We start from the raw sequence: 13,562 nt of genomic DNA, 5'->3' as shown, positions 1-13,562 counted from the left end.
GATATCGTTTCATGCGCTGGTTGCTTGCCCTTTTCTGCCTCAGTGTGGCTTCGATGTCCCAGGCGGGTTTCACCGAAACCATCATCACCCGGCCGGTCAACCAGACCGCGCCTTCGCCACTGCAACCGCAAGCACCCAAGCCTGCGATGATCGACAAGATCCTGGTAATCAAGTCCGAACGCCGCCTGCAGCTGATCAGCGGTGGCACGCCGCTGAAAACCTACCGCATCTCCCTGGGTAAGCAACCCAAGGGCGCCAAGCTGCGCGAAGGCGACAAGCGCACCCCCGAAGGTTTCTACTGGATCGACTGGCGCAAGCAGAGCGACCGCTACAACCTGGCCATGCACGTGTCCTACCCGAACATCACCGATGCCGCCCGCGCCCGTCGTGAGGGCGTCCCACCGGGGGGGATGATCATGATCCACGGCACACCGCTCAGCGAGGAATACCCCGAAGAGGTGTTCCACACCCTGGACTGGACCGAAGGCTGCATCGCCATGACCAACCGCGACATGCGCGAGGTGTGGAACATGGTCCCGGACGGCACCATGATCGAGATCCGTCCCTGATCGCCCCTTAAGGTGCTTCCGACAAGCACGTCGGAAGCTTCCCTCGCAACTCAGGCTTCGGCCCTATACGTCTACCGGCTCGGTAGCGCATCCATTCGAATAGTAGCGTCCATAAAATCCACGCATCTGGATACCACCTGGACGCTACTGCATGCCCTGTTCACTCAGCATTGTCGCTGCACGCCTTGTCATCCGGCCTTCGGCCCTCTTTGTTGTGCTGTTGATGGTGCGCCCCGCCAGCGCTCATGAACATCTGGGTGTGCAGCCGCTGCGCGATCAGCGCCTGCACCTTGAACAACTCGAACAACGGCAACGGCTGCGCAAGCTGCAACGTGCCGAGGAGCTACCCGAGCCCGCCAGCGATGTGCCGACAGCCGCCGATGCCACGCCCTGCTGGCCGCTGAGCGGCGTGCGCCTGGCCGGCAACCGGGCACTGACGTCTGCAGCGCTGGGCGCCAGTGTGCAACCGCTGCTGACGCCGTGCATGAACGTAGCGCAAATCAACCTGATCCTCAAAACCATCACCCAGCAATACGTGCAAGCGGGCTATCCGACCAGCCGCCCCTACCTCGTCACCCGACCGCAAGCGGACGCGCCCCTGGACATCGAGATCGTCGAGGGCTTTGTAGAGTCGATCGAGCTGGCCGACCCCGACTTGCCGCTGTCATTGAACAGCGCATTCCCGACCCTGCTCGGCCAGCCCCTGCGCCTGAGCGAACTGGAACAGGGCATGGATCAGTTGAACCGGCTGCGAGCCTTCGACCTGGGCGCCGACCTGCTGCCGGGAGAGCTTGAAGGTGGTACCCGGATCCTGATCACGCCACGGCAGATCAACCCGCGCTGGCGCCTGGTTAGCAGCTTCGACAATCGCGGCAGCGAGCTGACCGGGCGAGAACGTGCCGGCGCCAGCCTGACCCTGGACAGCCCCTTGCAGCTCAATGACTACACCCAGCTGTCGATCACCTCGACGCTGGGTTCCGGCGCCAGCTACAGCCGCGGCTACGGCCTGTACTACAGCATCCCCTACGGCCCCTGGACCTACGCGCTCAACCTCAACCAGTTGCAGTACCAGGCGCAATTGCCAGGCAGGCGCGAACGCAGCAGTGGCCAGAGCGGGTTTTACGGCCTGAGCCTTGAACGCAATTTGTGGCGCAATCAGCATGGGCTGCTCAGCGCCAGCCTGCGCCTGGACCAGAAGCGCCTGGACAACCGCCTGGCCGGGCAACGCCTGCAGGTGCAAAGCCCGACCCTCACCAGCCTGGAAGCAGGTCTGAACCTGTTGTGGCTCGACGCCAACCTGTGGAGTGCCTACCTGGGCATTGCCCAGGGCCTGGACTGGTTTGGCGCCGATACTGCGCCGCTGGCCAGCAACGCGCCGCAGCCTCAGTTTCGCAAGTACCGCGCAAGCGCCCTGCACCTGCGCCAGGGCCGTGACCCGGCCTGGCCCTGGCGTTGGCAGAGCGAACTGAACCTGCAGTACAGCGCCGATGCCCTGCCGGCAGTCGAGCAATTGCTGCTCAGCGACAACAGTGCCGTGCGCGGCTTTCGCCAACAGGTGGCGGCGGGTGCTAGCGGCGCCGCGTGGCGCAACACCCTGAGCCAGCCGTTGACCCTGGACCTGCCCGCCGGGCTGCTGATCCGCCCGCAACTGGGCGTAGACCTGGGCTGGAGCAAATTCGACCACGGCCGCACCGTACAACGACTGGCCGGCGCCCATGCCGGCCTTGAGCTGAGCCTGCCCAACAGCCTGCTCAAGCTTGACTACCAACGCGCCCTGTATGCCAGCGACACCCGCCGGCGGGACCTGGAGCCCGGTTACTGGCTGCTGGAGTGGGTACTGAACATCTGAAGTCCACAACAAAAAAGAGAAGACCGTGATGCCCAAGACGCCCTCCACCGCTGTACAAAAGCGCAAGCTCAATCGCCTGCGCTGGATGATCGCACTTAGCCTGATGAGCCCGGGCATTGGCCTGGCCGCCAACGGCCTGCAAGCGGCAAGCGGCAGTGCCGGTACAGCACTGATTACCGATCGCCACGGTGTGCCGGTGATCGATATCGTCGCGCCCAACACCAGTGGCCTGTCGCACAACCAGTTTCTCGATTACAACGTCAACAAATCCGGGCTGGTGTTGAACAACGCCCTGCAATCCGGGCAATCGCAACTGGCCGGCGCCCTGGCCGCCAACCCGCAGTTCCAGGGTCAGGCCGCCTCGACCATTCTCAATGAAGTGATCAGCCGCAACGCCTCGCGAATTGAAGGCCCCCAGGAAATCTTCGGGCGGCCTGCCGACTACATCCTGGCCAATCCCAATGGCATCACCCTCAACGGTGGCAGCTTCATCAACACCACCCGCGCGGGCTTTCTGGTCGGTACGGTCGAGCTTGAAGACCAGCGTCTCAAGTACCTCGATACCCGCACCGCCACTGGCACCCTGGAGGTCCTCGGCACCGGCCAGAGCAACCACTACGGAGCCCTCGAACTGATCGCCCCACGCATCGACAGCCGCGGCGCGCTCGGGGCTCGCGACGACCTGAGCCTGGTGGTCGGGCGCAACCGCATCGACGCCACTGATGGCCAGGTCATCGAGCACCTTGCGGCGCCGGCCGGCAGCATCGATGCCAGCCTGTTCGGCGCCATGCAGGCCGGGCGCATCCGCATTCTCAGCACCGCAGCGGGCGCCGGCGTGCGCATGGCCAGCAGCCAGCTGCAGGCCCGCGACGGGATCGACATAAACGCTGCTGGCACCCTGGAGATCAGCGCCGTACGCGCCGAGGCGCAACAGGTAAATATCAAGGCCGGCAAGAACCTCACCCTCGATGCCCAGGCCCGGGAGAGCATCAGCCGCGAACAGCAGAACCGCAAAGAAAAGTGGGGGCTCATCACCACCGAAACCTACGAGCGCGAAAGCACCCGCACCGAGCGTCAACAGGTCGGCAGCCAGATCAAGGCCAGCCAGGACATCAACCTGCAGGCGGGCGGCGACCTGCGCATGGTCGCCGCTAGCGTCGAGGCCGGTGGCGACCTGGCGGTCAAGGCGGGCCAGAACCTGACCATCAGCGCCGGCGTCGACAGCCTGCAGGTCGATGAAAAGATCCGCCACCGCAAGCACCTGTGGCGCGGAGACAAGGACAGCAGCAGTTACCAGCAAAGCGCCAAGGCCAGTGTTCTGTCCGGCCAGCAGCTTTCCCTGGCGTCCAAAGGCAACACGCAGATACTGGGCAGCACGCTCAATAGCGCCGGTGACATGAGCCTCAAAGCCGGCACCCTGGAGGTGACCAGCATCGCGCTGAACAACGACGAAAGCACTCGCAACTACAATGGCGACCTGGTCTCCGGCAGCTTCTTCGGCAAGAACGGCCAGACCGAAGCCAAGGGCCAACAGGGTAGTGCCAGTAACCTTCAGGCTGAAGGTGCATTGACCGTGGTGGCTGACCAGGTGCAAATCAAAGGCTCAAAGGTTCAGGCCAGAGGCGATGCGCTGTTGCTCAGCGAAAAAGCCCGGTTGTCGGTAGAAGCCACACACAACCAGGCCAGCGTCGACCAACGTGACAGCGACAGCAAACTGTTCGGCCTGATCGCCGAAAACAGCCAGCGCCAGGAACACCGCCAGCAGGTGCTCAGCAGCGACCTGGCCTCTGCAAGCAACCTGCGCCTGGCCAGCGCCGATGACCTGCAGGTGATCGGTTCAAGGCTTCAGGCCGGCAAACAACTGCACCTGCAGGCACAGAACGGCATCAGTGTCAGCAGCGCCGAACAACTGCAGACCGTCAGCGAACAAAAGCAGCAACAGGGCTTCACTGCCAGCGCCAGCCAGACCCAGGACGCCATCGACGGCAAACCCGACTCGCGCCAGTACACAGCTTCGGTGGGTTACGCCGTGGTCAACACCGACACGCATGCATCCAACCTCAAGCAGGTTGCCAGCGAGCTCAAGGGCGCAGGCGTTGCACTCGAAAGTGCTGAAGACATCGACATCACGGGCTCCAGCATTGAGGCGCTCGCCGGTGACCTTGAGTTGGATGGTCGCACTGTTACCGTGAGAGCAGCCCGCGAACGACAGTCGCAGCAGACCACCACCAGCGAAAGTGGCGGCGGCCTGCGGGTCAGTGGCGGCATCGATGCTGTTGGCAGCGCCTTCGAAGGCTACTACAAGCGCCAGGAGGTCGATGAACGCGCAAGCCAGGCGCAACGCAGCAACCTGAGCGCCACTGGCGACCTGCGGGTGACAGCCGACAAGCTGGTCAACGAAGCTGCCCGCCTGACAGCTGGCCGGTCGCTGGAACTACAGGCCGGCAGCGTGAACAATCGCGCCGTCGACGATACCCGCGAATCGACCCAGACCCAGACCCACTGGCAAGCCAGCCTCGGCGCCAGCCTGGTGTACAAGGACCTGACCCGCCCGGTGGAGAATCTGGTCACCGGTAACGAAGCCAGTCGCTTCCAGCAAGCATCAATCGAAGACGCCCTGGCCCCGCCTACGCTGGGCGCTGATCTTGAGTTCAAACACCTCAATCGCGAGCAAACCACGCGCAGCAGCACCGCGCAGGTCACCGAACTCACGGGCCAGCGTATCAACCTCAAGGCCGGCAGCCTCGACGATACTGGCACCCAGTACCGGGCCAGCCAGGGGCCTTTGTCGATCCAGGCGCAAAACCATCGCTTCGTCGCCGCCCAGGACAGCACCAGCACACGTGTCGAGCGCCTGGATGTGGACGCTGCGGTGCGTGGTGAAACCAGCACCGGCAGCGATATCAACCTGCGTCTGTCCGGCAAGGGTGGCTCGCTGCTGACCGACAACAGCACGCAAACCGCACGCCCTGGCAGCCTCTACGGACAAACCGGCATCCAGGTGCAACTGGGCAGTGACGGCCTGTACGAAGGCACGCGCTTGAATGCCGGCGACGGCTCGCTCGCAATAGCCGCCAAAGGTGACCTGAGCCTTGCCCAGGCCAACGATCAACAGCGCCAACAGTTGAACAAACTCGAAGGCAATGGCTGGTTCAAAGCAGGCAACGCGCCTGCGAGCAGTGCCCTGGAATTTCGCGGCTACCTTGACCAGACCAAGCTGGACAGTCTCGATACCCAGGCCCGCGCGGTAGAGATAGACGCCAAGGGCAAAGTGCAGTTGCAGGCCGGTGGTGCCCTCGAGCTGGTCGGTGGGCGCATCGGCAGCAGCGCGGCCAAGGTCGCCGATATCGAACTGCAAAGCGCAGGTGCGCTGAACGTCAGCGCTGCCACTGATACCCACAAGGCGCAAGGCAACAGTATCGGCGGCGGCCTGGAATTGCTCGGTAAAAGCACCAGCAATGGCAAGGGCGGTGGCCTGGGTGGCCATTTCAGCGCTGGGCGGGTCGATGAAGCCAGTTTCACGGCCAGCGGGGCCAACTGGTTTGCCAGGGAGCAACTGCTGTTGAGCAGCACCGCCAGTCAGGACGATGCGCTGACGCTGCAAGGCGTCAAGGCCTCGGCCAAGCAGATTGCCATTACCGCCAGCGAGGGCGGCGTACTGATTGAGGCCGCTGCCAGCAGCGAACGGCGCAACAACCTCGACATCACCGCCGGTGCCGGCCTCAACGCCGCGCCGGGGGCGACCTCGCAACAGGCCAAACGCGGGCTGTATGGCCGCGGGCAGGTGAACATCGATCGGGCTGACAATCTCACTTTCGCCAACAGCCAATGGCGCGCCGACCAGATCAGCCTGGCCAGCCTGAGCGACACGCGCCTTGAGGGCGTTCGCCTGGATGCCGGACGCATCGACGGGCAAGTTGGCGGCGACCTGCACGTCGCCAGCCGCCAGGACCGCGTCGACATGCTGAAAGTGGGCGTGGATGCGCGGCTGAGCCAGGAAAAGAGCCCGCAGGGCTATATCAACGCCGCCAATGCGGTGGCCGGCCCACTGGCCGGCAAGGTCGAGAAGCAGGTCGGCAGCGCGGTGCAAAAAGTCGATCCGAAGACTTCACCAACCCTAACCCTCAAAGTCGAACATACCCAGCGCAACAATGTCGCCAGTCAAAGCGCGCTCAATGCCCGCGAAGGCATCGACCTGGCGGTGGGCGGTGAGGTGCTGCTCTCCGGCGCCAGCCTGCAGGCGAACAGAGGCACGGTGCAACTGGGCGCAGCAGCCGTCACCCAGCAAACCCTGCAGGGTCGTGATTATTACCGCGAAGTCGGGGTCAATGCCTCCAACGCACCGGTAGACCTGGTCAGCGGCCTGATCAATGTGTACGGCTCCGGCGGCAATGCCAACGGCGGTGAACAGCCGGTTGACCTTGGCCTGCTGCGCACCAGCGGACATAACCGCAGTAGCGTTCTGGCCTCGAGCATCAAGGAAGGTGGCAAGCAGCGCTGAGGCCGCCTGCCCGTCACCACTTGAGGTTGCGGCTCATGCGGGGTGTATCCGTCTTGAGCCAACCGGCAGCCAGCAACAGCGGGTACAGGGCCGTACCCGTTGTTACCTCGCCTTGCAGCTTCCCGCGCCGGGCCAGCAGGTCGGCATCCAGCTCACCCTCGTGCTGCCCCTGCAGCTGCAACCGGGCCAGCAGATGCATACCTGCCGAGCAATCAATACGCACCAGGCCAGCCCCCAGCGGCACCGACCAGGGCGCGTCCAGGGCCAGACCGTTGACGCCGATCTCACCCTGGCTGCCTTGGCACTGTCGACCGCTGCCCTGCACGTCGATCCGCCCGCTCCACTCGCCCGTCAACCGATAGGCCGAAGGCGCCGTCAGCGTGCGCTTCATCGGCTCGACAGCCGCGCGCCAGTTCCACGGCCAGCCAGCGACCTGTACCTGCCAGCTTTGCCCCTGGAACCCAAGCTCGACCTGGGCCTGCAGACGCCAGGGTTGCCAATGCCAAACGACCGGCCCCACCGGCCCCAACCGTTGCGCCTGGCCTTGCCAGAGGCTGCCGGAGACACCTTCGGCGGCAACGGGCGCGAGCAGCCAGTTGGCTGGCAAAGCGGCCAACAGGCTCAACACGAACACCAGGCCGAACCAGGCCGCGCGCTTCACTGATGCAACTCCAGCTCGAAGCTCATACCTGACTCGCCCTGCTCCAGCAACCAGCGCAGCGGGCGCACGCCTTCGCGTTGCACGGCCAGTAGCCAGCGCTGCACGCCTTGGTCATCGGCGGCACGGCCCTTGATCTGCCAGCTGTGGTTTTCTGCCAGCACTTCATCGAGGACGATGCTGTGTGCCTGGGCCGATTGCTGCAGTTGCTCGACACTGAACCGCGTCTGCACCTGCAAGCTGGCCGCCGAACGGGCCAGGGCCTGCCACTGCTGCGCGGCCTGCCAGCGGGCCGTACCTTCACGCAGCATCAGGGTCAGCAGCAACAGTGCCACGATTGCCCAGGCTGCCGGCACCAGCCAGCGGCGCTGCATCCATTCACTCATGAGGCCGCTCCCAGGTCGAACACCAGTTGCAGTTGATCTTCGTCACCCGCCACTGCAACCGGCACACCGACCCGCTGGGCGATGGCCTCCCAGGTCGCGGCCTCGGGCGGTTGATCGCCGCGCAGCTGCAATGTCCAACGCAGCCCATCGAAACTGCTGGCGCTGATGTGCCAGGCGGGCTGCGCTTGCAGCCATTGCTGCATTGCCGTCTGCAACTGTTCGATCTGGCGCAGGCGCAACTGGCGATCTTCTTCGGCCTGGCGCTGACGCTTGAGTAGCTGCGCCGCCTGCCGAGGTGAAGCGGCCGGCCCGGTCAGCGCCACCACTTGCGCTTTGTAGACCTCGCTCTGGCGCCATTGCTGGGTTAACCAAAGGCCGCTCCACAGCAAGCCCAGCAGCACGCACGCGGCAATCAGGCGCCATTGCCCGGGGGCGCTAGGCAGGCACAGCCGCATCTGCCGCGCCGGGCGCAGATCAAACAGGCTGGGCAAAAGCTCCAGCGCGGCCAATCGGGCTGGCCAGGCGCCGCCAAACGTTTCGGATTGCAGGCTGGGCCAGGGAGCCGGCAGGTTCGATCCAAGCAGCGTCGGCCAGGCCAGCCAATGCGGACGTGAGAGCTCGGTTACGCCCTTGAGCAACAGCAGATCAGGGCTGCGCTGCCAGCACAGGGCGGTGCCCGCTGGTGTGTCCGCCAGCAACTGAAACTCGGCCCAGCAGCGCTCGACGCTCAAGCCCCAGTCGGCGCACTGGCTCAACCACTGGCTGAGCAGCGCCTGATCGACGCTGACCAGCTCCAACTGATTGCCCTGGCGCGAAATGCAGCCGCAACGGATCGACTCGGCGGGCTGCAGCAAACGCTCCTCAAGCAACAGCGGCCACTCGTCACGCTTGAGCCCCGGCGGCGCCGCAAGCTGGCTATGACTGCAGTGGTTTCCCGGCAGAATCAGCGCCACACGCGCACCACCTGGGCTGGGCGGCGCACCCTCCCCGGCTTCGCGCCTGCCGTCGGCCAGATGCAGCCAGTTCCACGCTGCTTGCCCATGGCCCGGTCGCAGCAGCAACCAGGTGCTGCTGCGCGGCGCTTGCCAGCGTTCAAGCCAGTTCATCAGGGTGCCTCCGGCAGGGCGAAGGTACAGACATAAGGTGCTCCATCACGTTTGAACTCAAGCCGCACGCCGCGATCCGGGGCGGACCGCTCGGCAGAAGGAAAGGCCAGCCAGCGGCCCGATTGAAAAAACGCAAAACTCGGCGCCGTGACCTGATCGAGCTGATCACGTTCACGCCATTGCGGCTTACCCACCGCATACAGGTCGGCCGAGGTTTCCAGCAGCAGGCGTTGCTCGCGCGGGTCGTAACTCAGGCGCTGGCGCTGCAAGCGCGAACCGCCTTCAACCTGCGGCCAGGCGCCACGGGCCACCCATTGCAGTTGCAAGGCGGCGGGTTGCCAGTCGAGCCAGTTGATCGCCAGGGGCAGGCGCTGCTCGTAGAGTTGGCGCAACACCGTGGAGTCGAAACGCCGCTCCAGGGCCAGGCAAAAATCCAGCACCGGCGAGCCCTGGGCAGGTTGCTGCAAGCGCTCGCGCACACCGGACCAGGCATTCACCAGCGCTGCCAGCAAGACTCCCAGCACCGCGGTCAGGGCCAGGGCCACCAACAGTTCAAGCAGGGTCAGGCCCTGCTGGCGGCGCTTCATGGGCGAACCAGGAAGATACGGTACTGGCCGAGCGGATCGCGTCCGTCACGGTCGGCAAACAGGCGCAACTCCCCTCGGCGCAGGTTGCGCACGCCGGTCGAGGTCAACTGCAGTTGCCAGTGACACTGGCCATCGCCTTGCTGCAATTGCCCGGCGGCGCTGCTTTGCAGCGGCCAGAACCGCTCGACAGCAAACCGCGCCTGCAGCTCGCGCGCGCAGAACACACCGAGGCGGTGTTGCTGCACGCTCTGCTGCACCGCCAGGCGCTGGCGCAATACCTGGCTGGTCATGATTGCCAGGGCGGCGGCAATCCCCAGGGCCACAGTCACCTCAAGCAGGGTGAAACCGCGTTGTGCGCGCTTCACAGCGGCGCCCTGTGCAACTGGCCGGCGCTGCTCCATTGCCAACGCTGGGTGCCTTCGGGCCAATGCCAGTTCAAGGTGGCGCTACGGGCAACGCCGGAGGGCGTGAACACCAGGCGTGGCTCGCGGCTGGCAGGCCAGTCGGCTTGCAGCGTTGCCGGCCAGTCGGCGAAATCGACGGGTTCAACCTGCCAGCGCTGCGCGACCCGGCGGACAAATTCGGGTCGGCTGCCATTCCAGCGCAAACCACGAATCTCGCCGCCATGCAGCGCCAGCTCGGCCTGCTGGCGGCTGGCTCCGGCCAGGCGCTCAAGGGCCTGCTGCACCGGCGCCTTGCCGCTGTCGAGCCAGGCAATGCTCAAGGTGCTCATCAGCCCGGCGATCAGCAGCACCACAAGCATCTCCAGCAGGGTAAAACCACGCTCGCTGTGCATCCTTAAAGGTTCCAGTTACCCAGGTCGGCATCAATGCCTTCGCCGCCCTCGACGCCGTCGGCGCCCAACGAGTAGATATCGATGCGCCCGTGCTGGCCGGGGGCGCGGTACTGATAGGCAGTGCCCCAGGGGTCCTGCGGCAGGCGACGGATGTAACCGTCGGCACGCCAGGCGCGCGGCAACGGCTCTGCCGTCGGCTTGCTGACCAGCGCCGCCAGGCCTTGCTCGGCCGAGGGGAAGCGCAGGTTGTCGAGACGGTACATGTCCAGCGCCTGCTCCAGGGTCGACAGGTCGGCCATGACCTTCTGCTTCATGGCCTTGTCCTGGCTGCCGAGCACGCTCGGGGCGACCACGGCGATCAACAAACCGATGATGAAGATCACCACCATGATTTCCATCAGGGTAAAACCGCGCTGACGCGCGCGTGGGCTGTGCATGGTCTTGCTCCTTTTCAAAGTGTCAGGCCCTGGTTGAGCTGCATGATCGGCAACAGCACGGCGAGGACGATGAACAGCACCACCGCGCCCATTACCAGGATCATCAGCGGCTCGAACAGGGCCATGGTGCTGTCGACCTGGCGGGCGAAGCCGCGCTCCTGGTTGTCGGCGACCCGTTCGAGCATGTCCGGCAAGGTGCCGCTGGCCTCGCCACTGGCAACCATGTTCAGCAGCAACGGCGGGAAATGGCCGCTGGCATCCAGCGCCCGGTGCAGGCTGACCCCGCCCTGCACATCGGTGCTGACCCGTTGCAGGGCCAGGTGAATGCGCCGGTTGTTGACCGTGGCAGTAGCCACTTGCAAGGCTTCGAGCAGCGGCACGCCGCTGCCGCAAAGAATCGCCAGGCTGCGCGACAGGCGTGCGCTCTCCAGCACCGCCAGCAAGTTGCCGATCCGCGGCAGGCGCAGCAACAGGTCGTCGCGGCGCAAACGCCAGTGCGGGCGGCGCAACAGCCAGGCGTCGAGCACCGAGGCCGACACAGCGCCGAGCAGCAACCAGGGCCCGAGCAACACCAGCAGGTCACTGATGCCGATCAGCAGCGAAGTGATCCACGGCAGGCTCTGTCCGGAGTGAGCAAACTGTTCGGTAAGCTTGGGCACCACGAAAGTCATCAGGCCGACCACCACCGCCAGCGACACTCCCATCAACACGCAGGGGTAGATCAACGCCGTGCGCGCCTTGTGCTGCTGGCGTTGAACCTGTTCAAGGTGCTCGGCCAGGCGCTCCAGCACCTGGGCCAGGCGCCCGGAACGTTCACCGGCCTCGACCAGCGCGCAGTACAAACCGGAGAACAGGCCGCCCTGGCGCGCCAGGCTGCGGGCCAGGCTCAGGCCTTCGGCAAGCGATCCGCGCACCGCCACCAGCAGGTTGCGCAGGGCCGGTTCCACCAGTTGCCGCTCCAGGGTGGCCAGGGCATCCACCAAGGGAATGCCGGCGCCGGTCAGGGTCGCCAGTTGCCGGGTCAGCTCGCACAACTGGGCGCGGTTGACGCGCTGGCGGCGCGGCTGTTGAGTGTCCGCGTGGTGGCGTTGCAACTGCCGGGTGAACAGCCCTTGCTCACGCAACAGCTGGCGGGCATGGCGCTCGCTGTCGGCCTGGATGCTGGCCTTGCGTGCGCGGCCGCTGAGGTCGACCGCTTGGTAACGAAAGGTCGGCATGCGTTAGCCCTGCACCGCGCGCAGCACTTCGGCGAGGCTGGTATCGCCCCGGCGCAGGCACTCGCTAGCCATGCCGGCAAGGCTCTGGCGGCGGCCGGTCAGGTGTTCCTGCATGGCCACTTCACTGGCACCGTCGTAAAGCAGGGCAATCAGCCCGGCGTCCAGTTCGATGAACTCGTAGAGACCGAGCCGGCCACGATAGCCGCTGCCCTGGCACTGCTCGCAACCGACGGCATGGAATGTCTCGCTAAGTTCTGCCAGCTCCGGCCACAGCTGCCGCTCGGCCGCCTGCAACGGTTGCGGCCGCGCACAGCTGCACAGGCGCCGCACCAGGCGCTGGGCCATGACCCCGCGCAGGCACGAGGCAATCAGGAACGGTTCGATACCCATGTCACGCAGGCGCGTCACCGCCCCCACGGCGCTGTTGGTATGCAGGGTCGAGAGCACCAGGTGGCCGGTGAGGCTGGCCTGCACGGCGATCTGCGCGGTCTCGCGGTCGCGGATCTCGCCGAGCATGATCACGTCCGGGTCCTGACGCAGGATCGCCCGCAGGCCGGTGGCAAAAGTCAGGCCGGCGCGCGGGTTGATCGCGGTCTGGCCGATGCCGGCGATGGCGTATTCGACCGGGTCTTCGACGGTGAGGATGTTGCGGCTGCCATCGTTGAGGCTATTGAGGCTGGCGTACAGCGTGGTGGTCTTGCCCGAGCCGGTCGGCCCGGTGCTCAGGACGATACCATTGGGCCGCGCCAGGCAGCTGCGCAAGCCCTGCTCCACCACCGCCGGCATGCCGAGATTGGCCAGCGCCAGCAGGCTGGCCTGCTTGTCGAGCACGCGCATCACCACCCGCTCGCCGTGGATGCCGGGCAAGGTCGAGACCCGTACGTCCACCTCACGCCCGGCTGCGCGCAGGGTGATGCGCCCGTCCTGGGGCTGGCGCTTCTCGGCGATGTCCAGGCGGGCCATGACCTTGATCCGCGATACCAGCATCGCCGACAGCGCGCGCGGCGGGCGCAGCACTTCGCGTAAATGGCCGTCGACGCGCAGGCGTACTACCAGGCTCTGCTCGAAGGTCTCGATATGAATGTCCGAGGCCTGCAGGCGCAAAGCCTGGGCGAACAGGCCGTTGATCAGGCGAATCACCGGCGCTTCGTCGTCGCTTTCGAGCAGGTCTTCGATGCGCGGCATTTCGCTCATCAGGCCGTCGAGGTCGACCTGCTCGCCGATGCCCTCGATCAACGCGGCGGTGGCGCCTTCGCCGGCCTGGTACAACTGGCCCAGGCGGCTGTCGAAACTGGCGCTGTCGAGGTGGCAGACTTCATCCGGCTGGCCCTGCACGCGCAGCAGTTCCTGCAACTGGTCGCTGTCGGCATCGCTGCGCAGCCACAGGCTCCAGCCCGTCGTCATAGGCGCCACGGCAAGGCCGGCCTGGCGGGCCAGGCGATAGGGCAACAGCTCC

Annotated in this window: 12 protein-coding genes; 3 read left to right on the top strand and 9 right to left on the bottom strand. The window is 65.5% G+C overall.

Annotated features, from left to right (window positions below; genetic code table 11):
• Nucleotides 1–11: 11 nt before the first annotated feature.
• The 3 genes from ABIE20_RS08455 (at nt 12) to ABIE20_RS08445 (ending at nt 6,919) form a co-directional block, all read left to right on the top strand.
• Nucleotides 12–569 carry a L,D-transpeptidase family protein gene (locus ABIE20_RS08455; RefSeq protein WP_429504336.1) on the top strand — a complete coding sequence of 186 codons (558 nt, stop codon included), beginning with the start codon at nt 12–14 and terminating at the stop codon, nt 567–569.
• Nucleotides 570–720: 151 nt separating this feature from the next.
• A complete protein-coding gene (locus ABIE20_RS08450; RefSeq protein WP_429504334.1) occupies nt 721–2,418 on the top strand; it encodes a ShlB/FhaC/HecB family hemolysin secretion/activation protein in 1,698 nt (565 codons plus the stop codon).
• 28 nt (nt 2,419–2,446) lie between these two features.
• Entirely contained in the window at nt 2,447–6,919 is a 4,473-nt protein-coding gene (locus ABIE20_RS08445) for a hemagglutinin repeat-containing protein (protein WP_429504332.1), read from the top strand.
• A gap of 13 nt (nt 6,920–6,932) precedes the next feature.
• Here the strand turns inward: ABIE20_RS08445 and gspN are convergent, their stop codons facing one another.
• From gspN to ABIE20_RS08400, 9 genes are read right to left on the bottom strand one after another with little or no spacing between them, the layout of a single operon-like run.
• The gene (gspN, locus tag ABIE20_RS08440) at nt 6,933–7,580 is read right to left on the bottom strand and encodes a type II secretion system protein N (RefSeq protein ID WP_429504330.1); all 648 of its coding nucleotides are present in this window, start codon (nt 7,578–7,580) and stop codon (nt 6,933–6,935) included.
• Complete coding sequence (gene gspM, locus ABIE20_RS08435) at nt 7,577–7,963, bottom strand: type II secretion system protein GspM (RefSeq protein WP_429504328.1); 387 nt, start codon at nt 7,961–7,963, stop codon at nt 7,577–7,579. Before gspM ends, gspN begins: the two co-directional genes overlap by 4 nt.
• The gene (locus ABIE20_RS08430; protein ID WP_429504326.1) at nt 7,960–9,069 is read right to left on the bottom strand and encodes a GspL/Epsl periplasmic domain-containing protein; all 1,110 of its coding nucleotides are present in this window, start codon (nt 9,067–9,069) and stop codon (nt 7,960–7,962) included. The genes gspM and ABIE20_RS08430 overlap by 4 nt, the downstream gene beginning before the upstream one ends.
• Entirely contained in the window at nt 9,069–9,656 is a 588-nt protein-coding gene (locus ABIE20_RS08425) for a prepilin-type N-terminal cleavage/methylation domain-containing protein (protein ID WP_429504324.1), read from the bottom strand. Before ABIE20_RS08425 ends, ABIE20_RS08430 begins: the two co-directional genes overlap by 1 nt.
• A complete protein-coding gene (locus tag ABIE20_RS08420; protein WP_429504322.1) occupies nt 9,653–10,021 on the bottom strand; it encodes a type II secretion system protein GspI in 369 nt (122 codons plus the stop codon). The genes ABIE20_RS08425 and ABIE20_RS08420 overlap by 4 nt, the downstream gene beginning before the upstream one ends.
• Nucleotides 10,018–10,452, bottom strand: a complete 435-nt coding sequence (locus ABIE20_RS08415) for a prepilin-type N-terminal cleavage/methylation domain-containing protein (RefSeq protein WP_429504320.1) — start codon at nt 10,450–10,452, stop codon at nt 10,018–10,020. The genes ABIE20_RS08420 and ABIE20_RS08415 overlap by 4 nt, the downstream gene beginning before the upstream one ends.
• Before the next feature lie 2 nt (nt 10,453–10,454).
• Nucleotides 10,455–10,889, bottom strand: coding sequence for a type II secretion system major pseudopilin GspG (gene gspG / locus ABIE20_RS08410; protein WP_195885781.1), 435 nt, complete (start codon nt 10,887–10,889; stop codon nt 10,455–10,457).
• A gap of 14 nt (nt 10,890–10,903) precedes the next feature.
• Nucleotides 10,904–12,106 (bottom strand): type II secretion system inner membrane protein GspF, encoded by a 1,203-nt coding sequence (gspF, locus tag ABIE20_RS08405; protein WP_429504318.1) that lies wholly within the window; start codon nt 12,104–12,106, stop codon nt 10,904–10,906.
• Between the two features lie 3 nt (nt 12,107–12,109).
• Nucleotides 12,110–13,558 carry a GspE/PulE family protein gene (locus ABIE20_RS08400; protein ID WP_429504819.1) on the bottom strand — a complete coding sequence of 483 codons (1,449 nt, stop codon included), beginning with the start codon at nt 13,556–13,558 and terminating at the stop codon, nt 12,110–12,112.
• Nucleotides 13,559–13,562 lie beyond the last annotated feature (4 nt).

This window comes from Pseudomonas sp. 2835 (assembly GCF_050435905.1).
Lineage (GTDB): Bacteria > Pseudomonadota > Gammaproteobacteria > Pseudomonadales > Pseudomonadaceae > Aquipseudomonas.
This window is presented reverse-complemented; position numbering and strand designations above follow the sequence as displayed.

Excerpts from the sequence above, each read along its gene's own strand:
- ABIE20_RS08455 (WP_429504336.1), top strand. The coding sequence starts at position 12 with ATGCGCTGGTTGCTTGCCCTTTTCTGCCTCAGTGTGGCTTCGATGTCC.
- ABIE20_RS08450 (WP_429504334.1), top strand. The coding sequence starts at position 721 with ATGCCCTGTTCACTCAGCATTGTCGCTGCACGCCTTGTCATCCGGCCT.
- ABIE20_RS08415 (WP_429504320.1), bottom strand. The coding sequence starts at position 10,452 with ATGCACAGCGAGCGTGGTTTTACCCTGCTGGAGATGCTTGTGGTGCTG.
- gspF (WP_429504318.1), bottom strand. The coding sequence starts at position 12,106 with ATGCCGACCTTTCGTTACCAAGCGGTCGACCTCAGCGGCCGCGCACGC.
- ABIE20_RS08430 (WP_429504326.1), bottom strand. The coding sequence starts at position 9,069 with ATGAACTGGCTTGAACGCTGGCAAGCGCCGCGCAGCAGCACCTGGTTG.
- gspG (WP_195885781.1), bottom strand. The coding sequence starts at position 10,889 with ATGCACAGCCCACGCGCGCGTCAGCGCGGTTTTACCCTGATGGAAATC.
- gspM (WP_429504328.1), bottom strand. The coding sequence starts at position 7,963 with ATGAGTGAATGGATGCAGCGCCGCTGGCTGGTGCCGGCAGCCTGGGCA.
- ABIE20_RS08425 (WP_429504324.1), bottom strand. The coding sequence starts at position 9,656 with ATGAAGCGCCGCCAGCAGGGCCTGACCCTGCTTGAACTGTTGGTGGCC.
- ABIE20_RS08445 (WP_429504332.1), top strand. The coding sequence starts at position 2,447 with ATGCCCAAGACGCCCTCCACCGCTGTACAAAAGCGCAAGCTCAATCGC.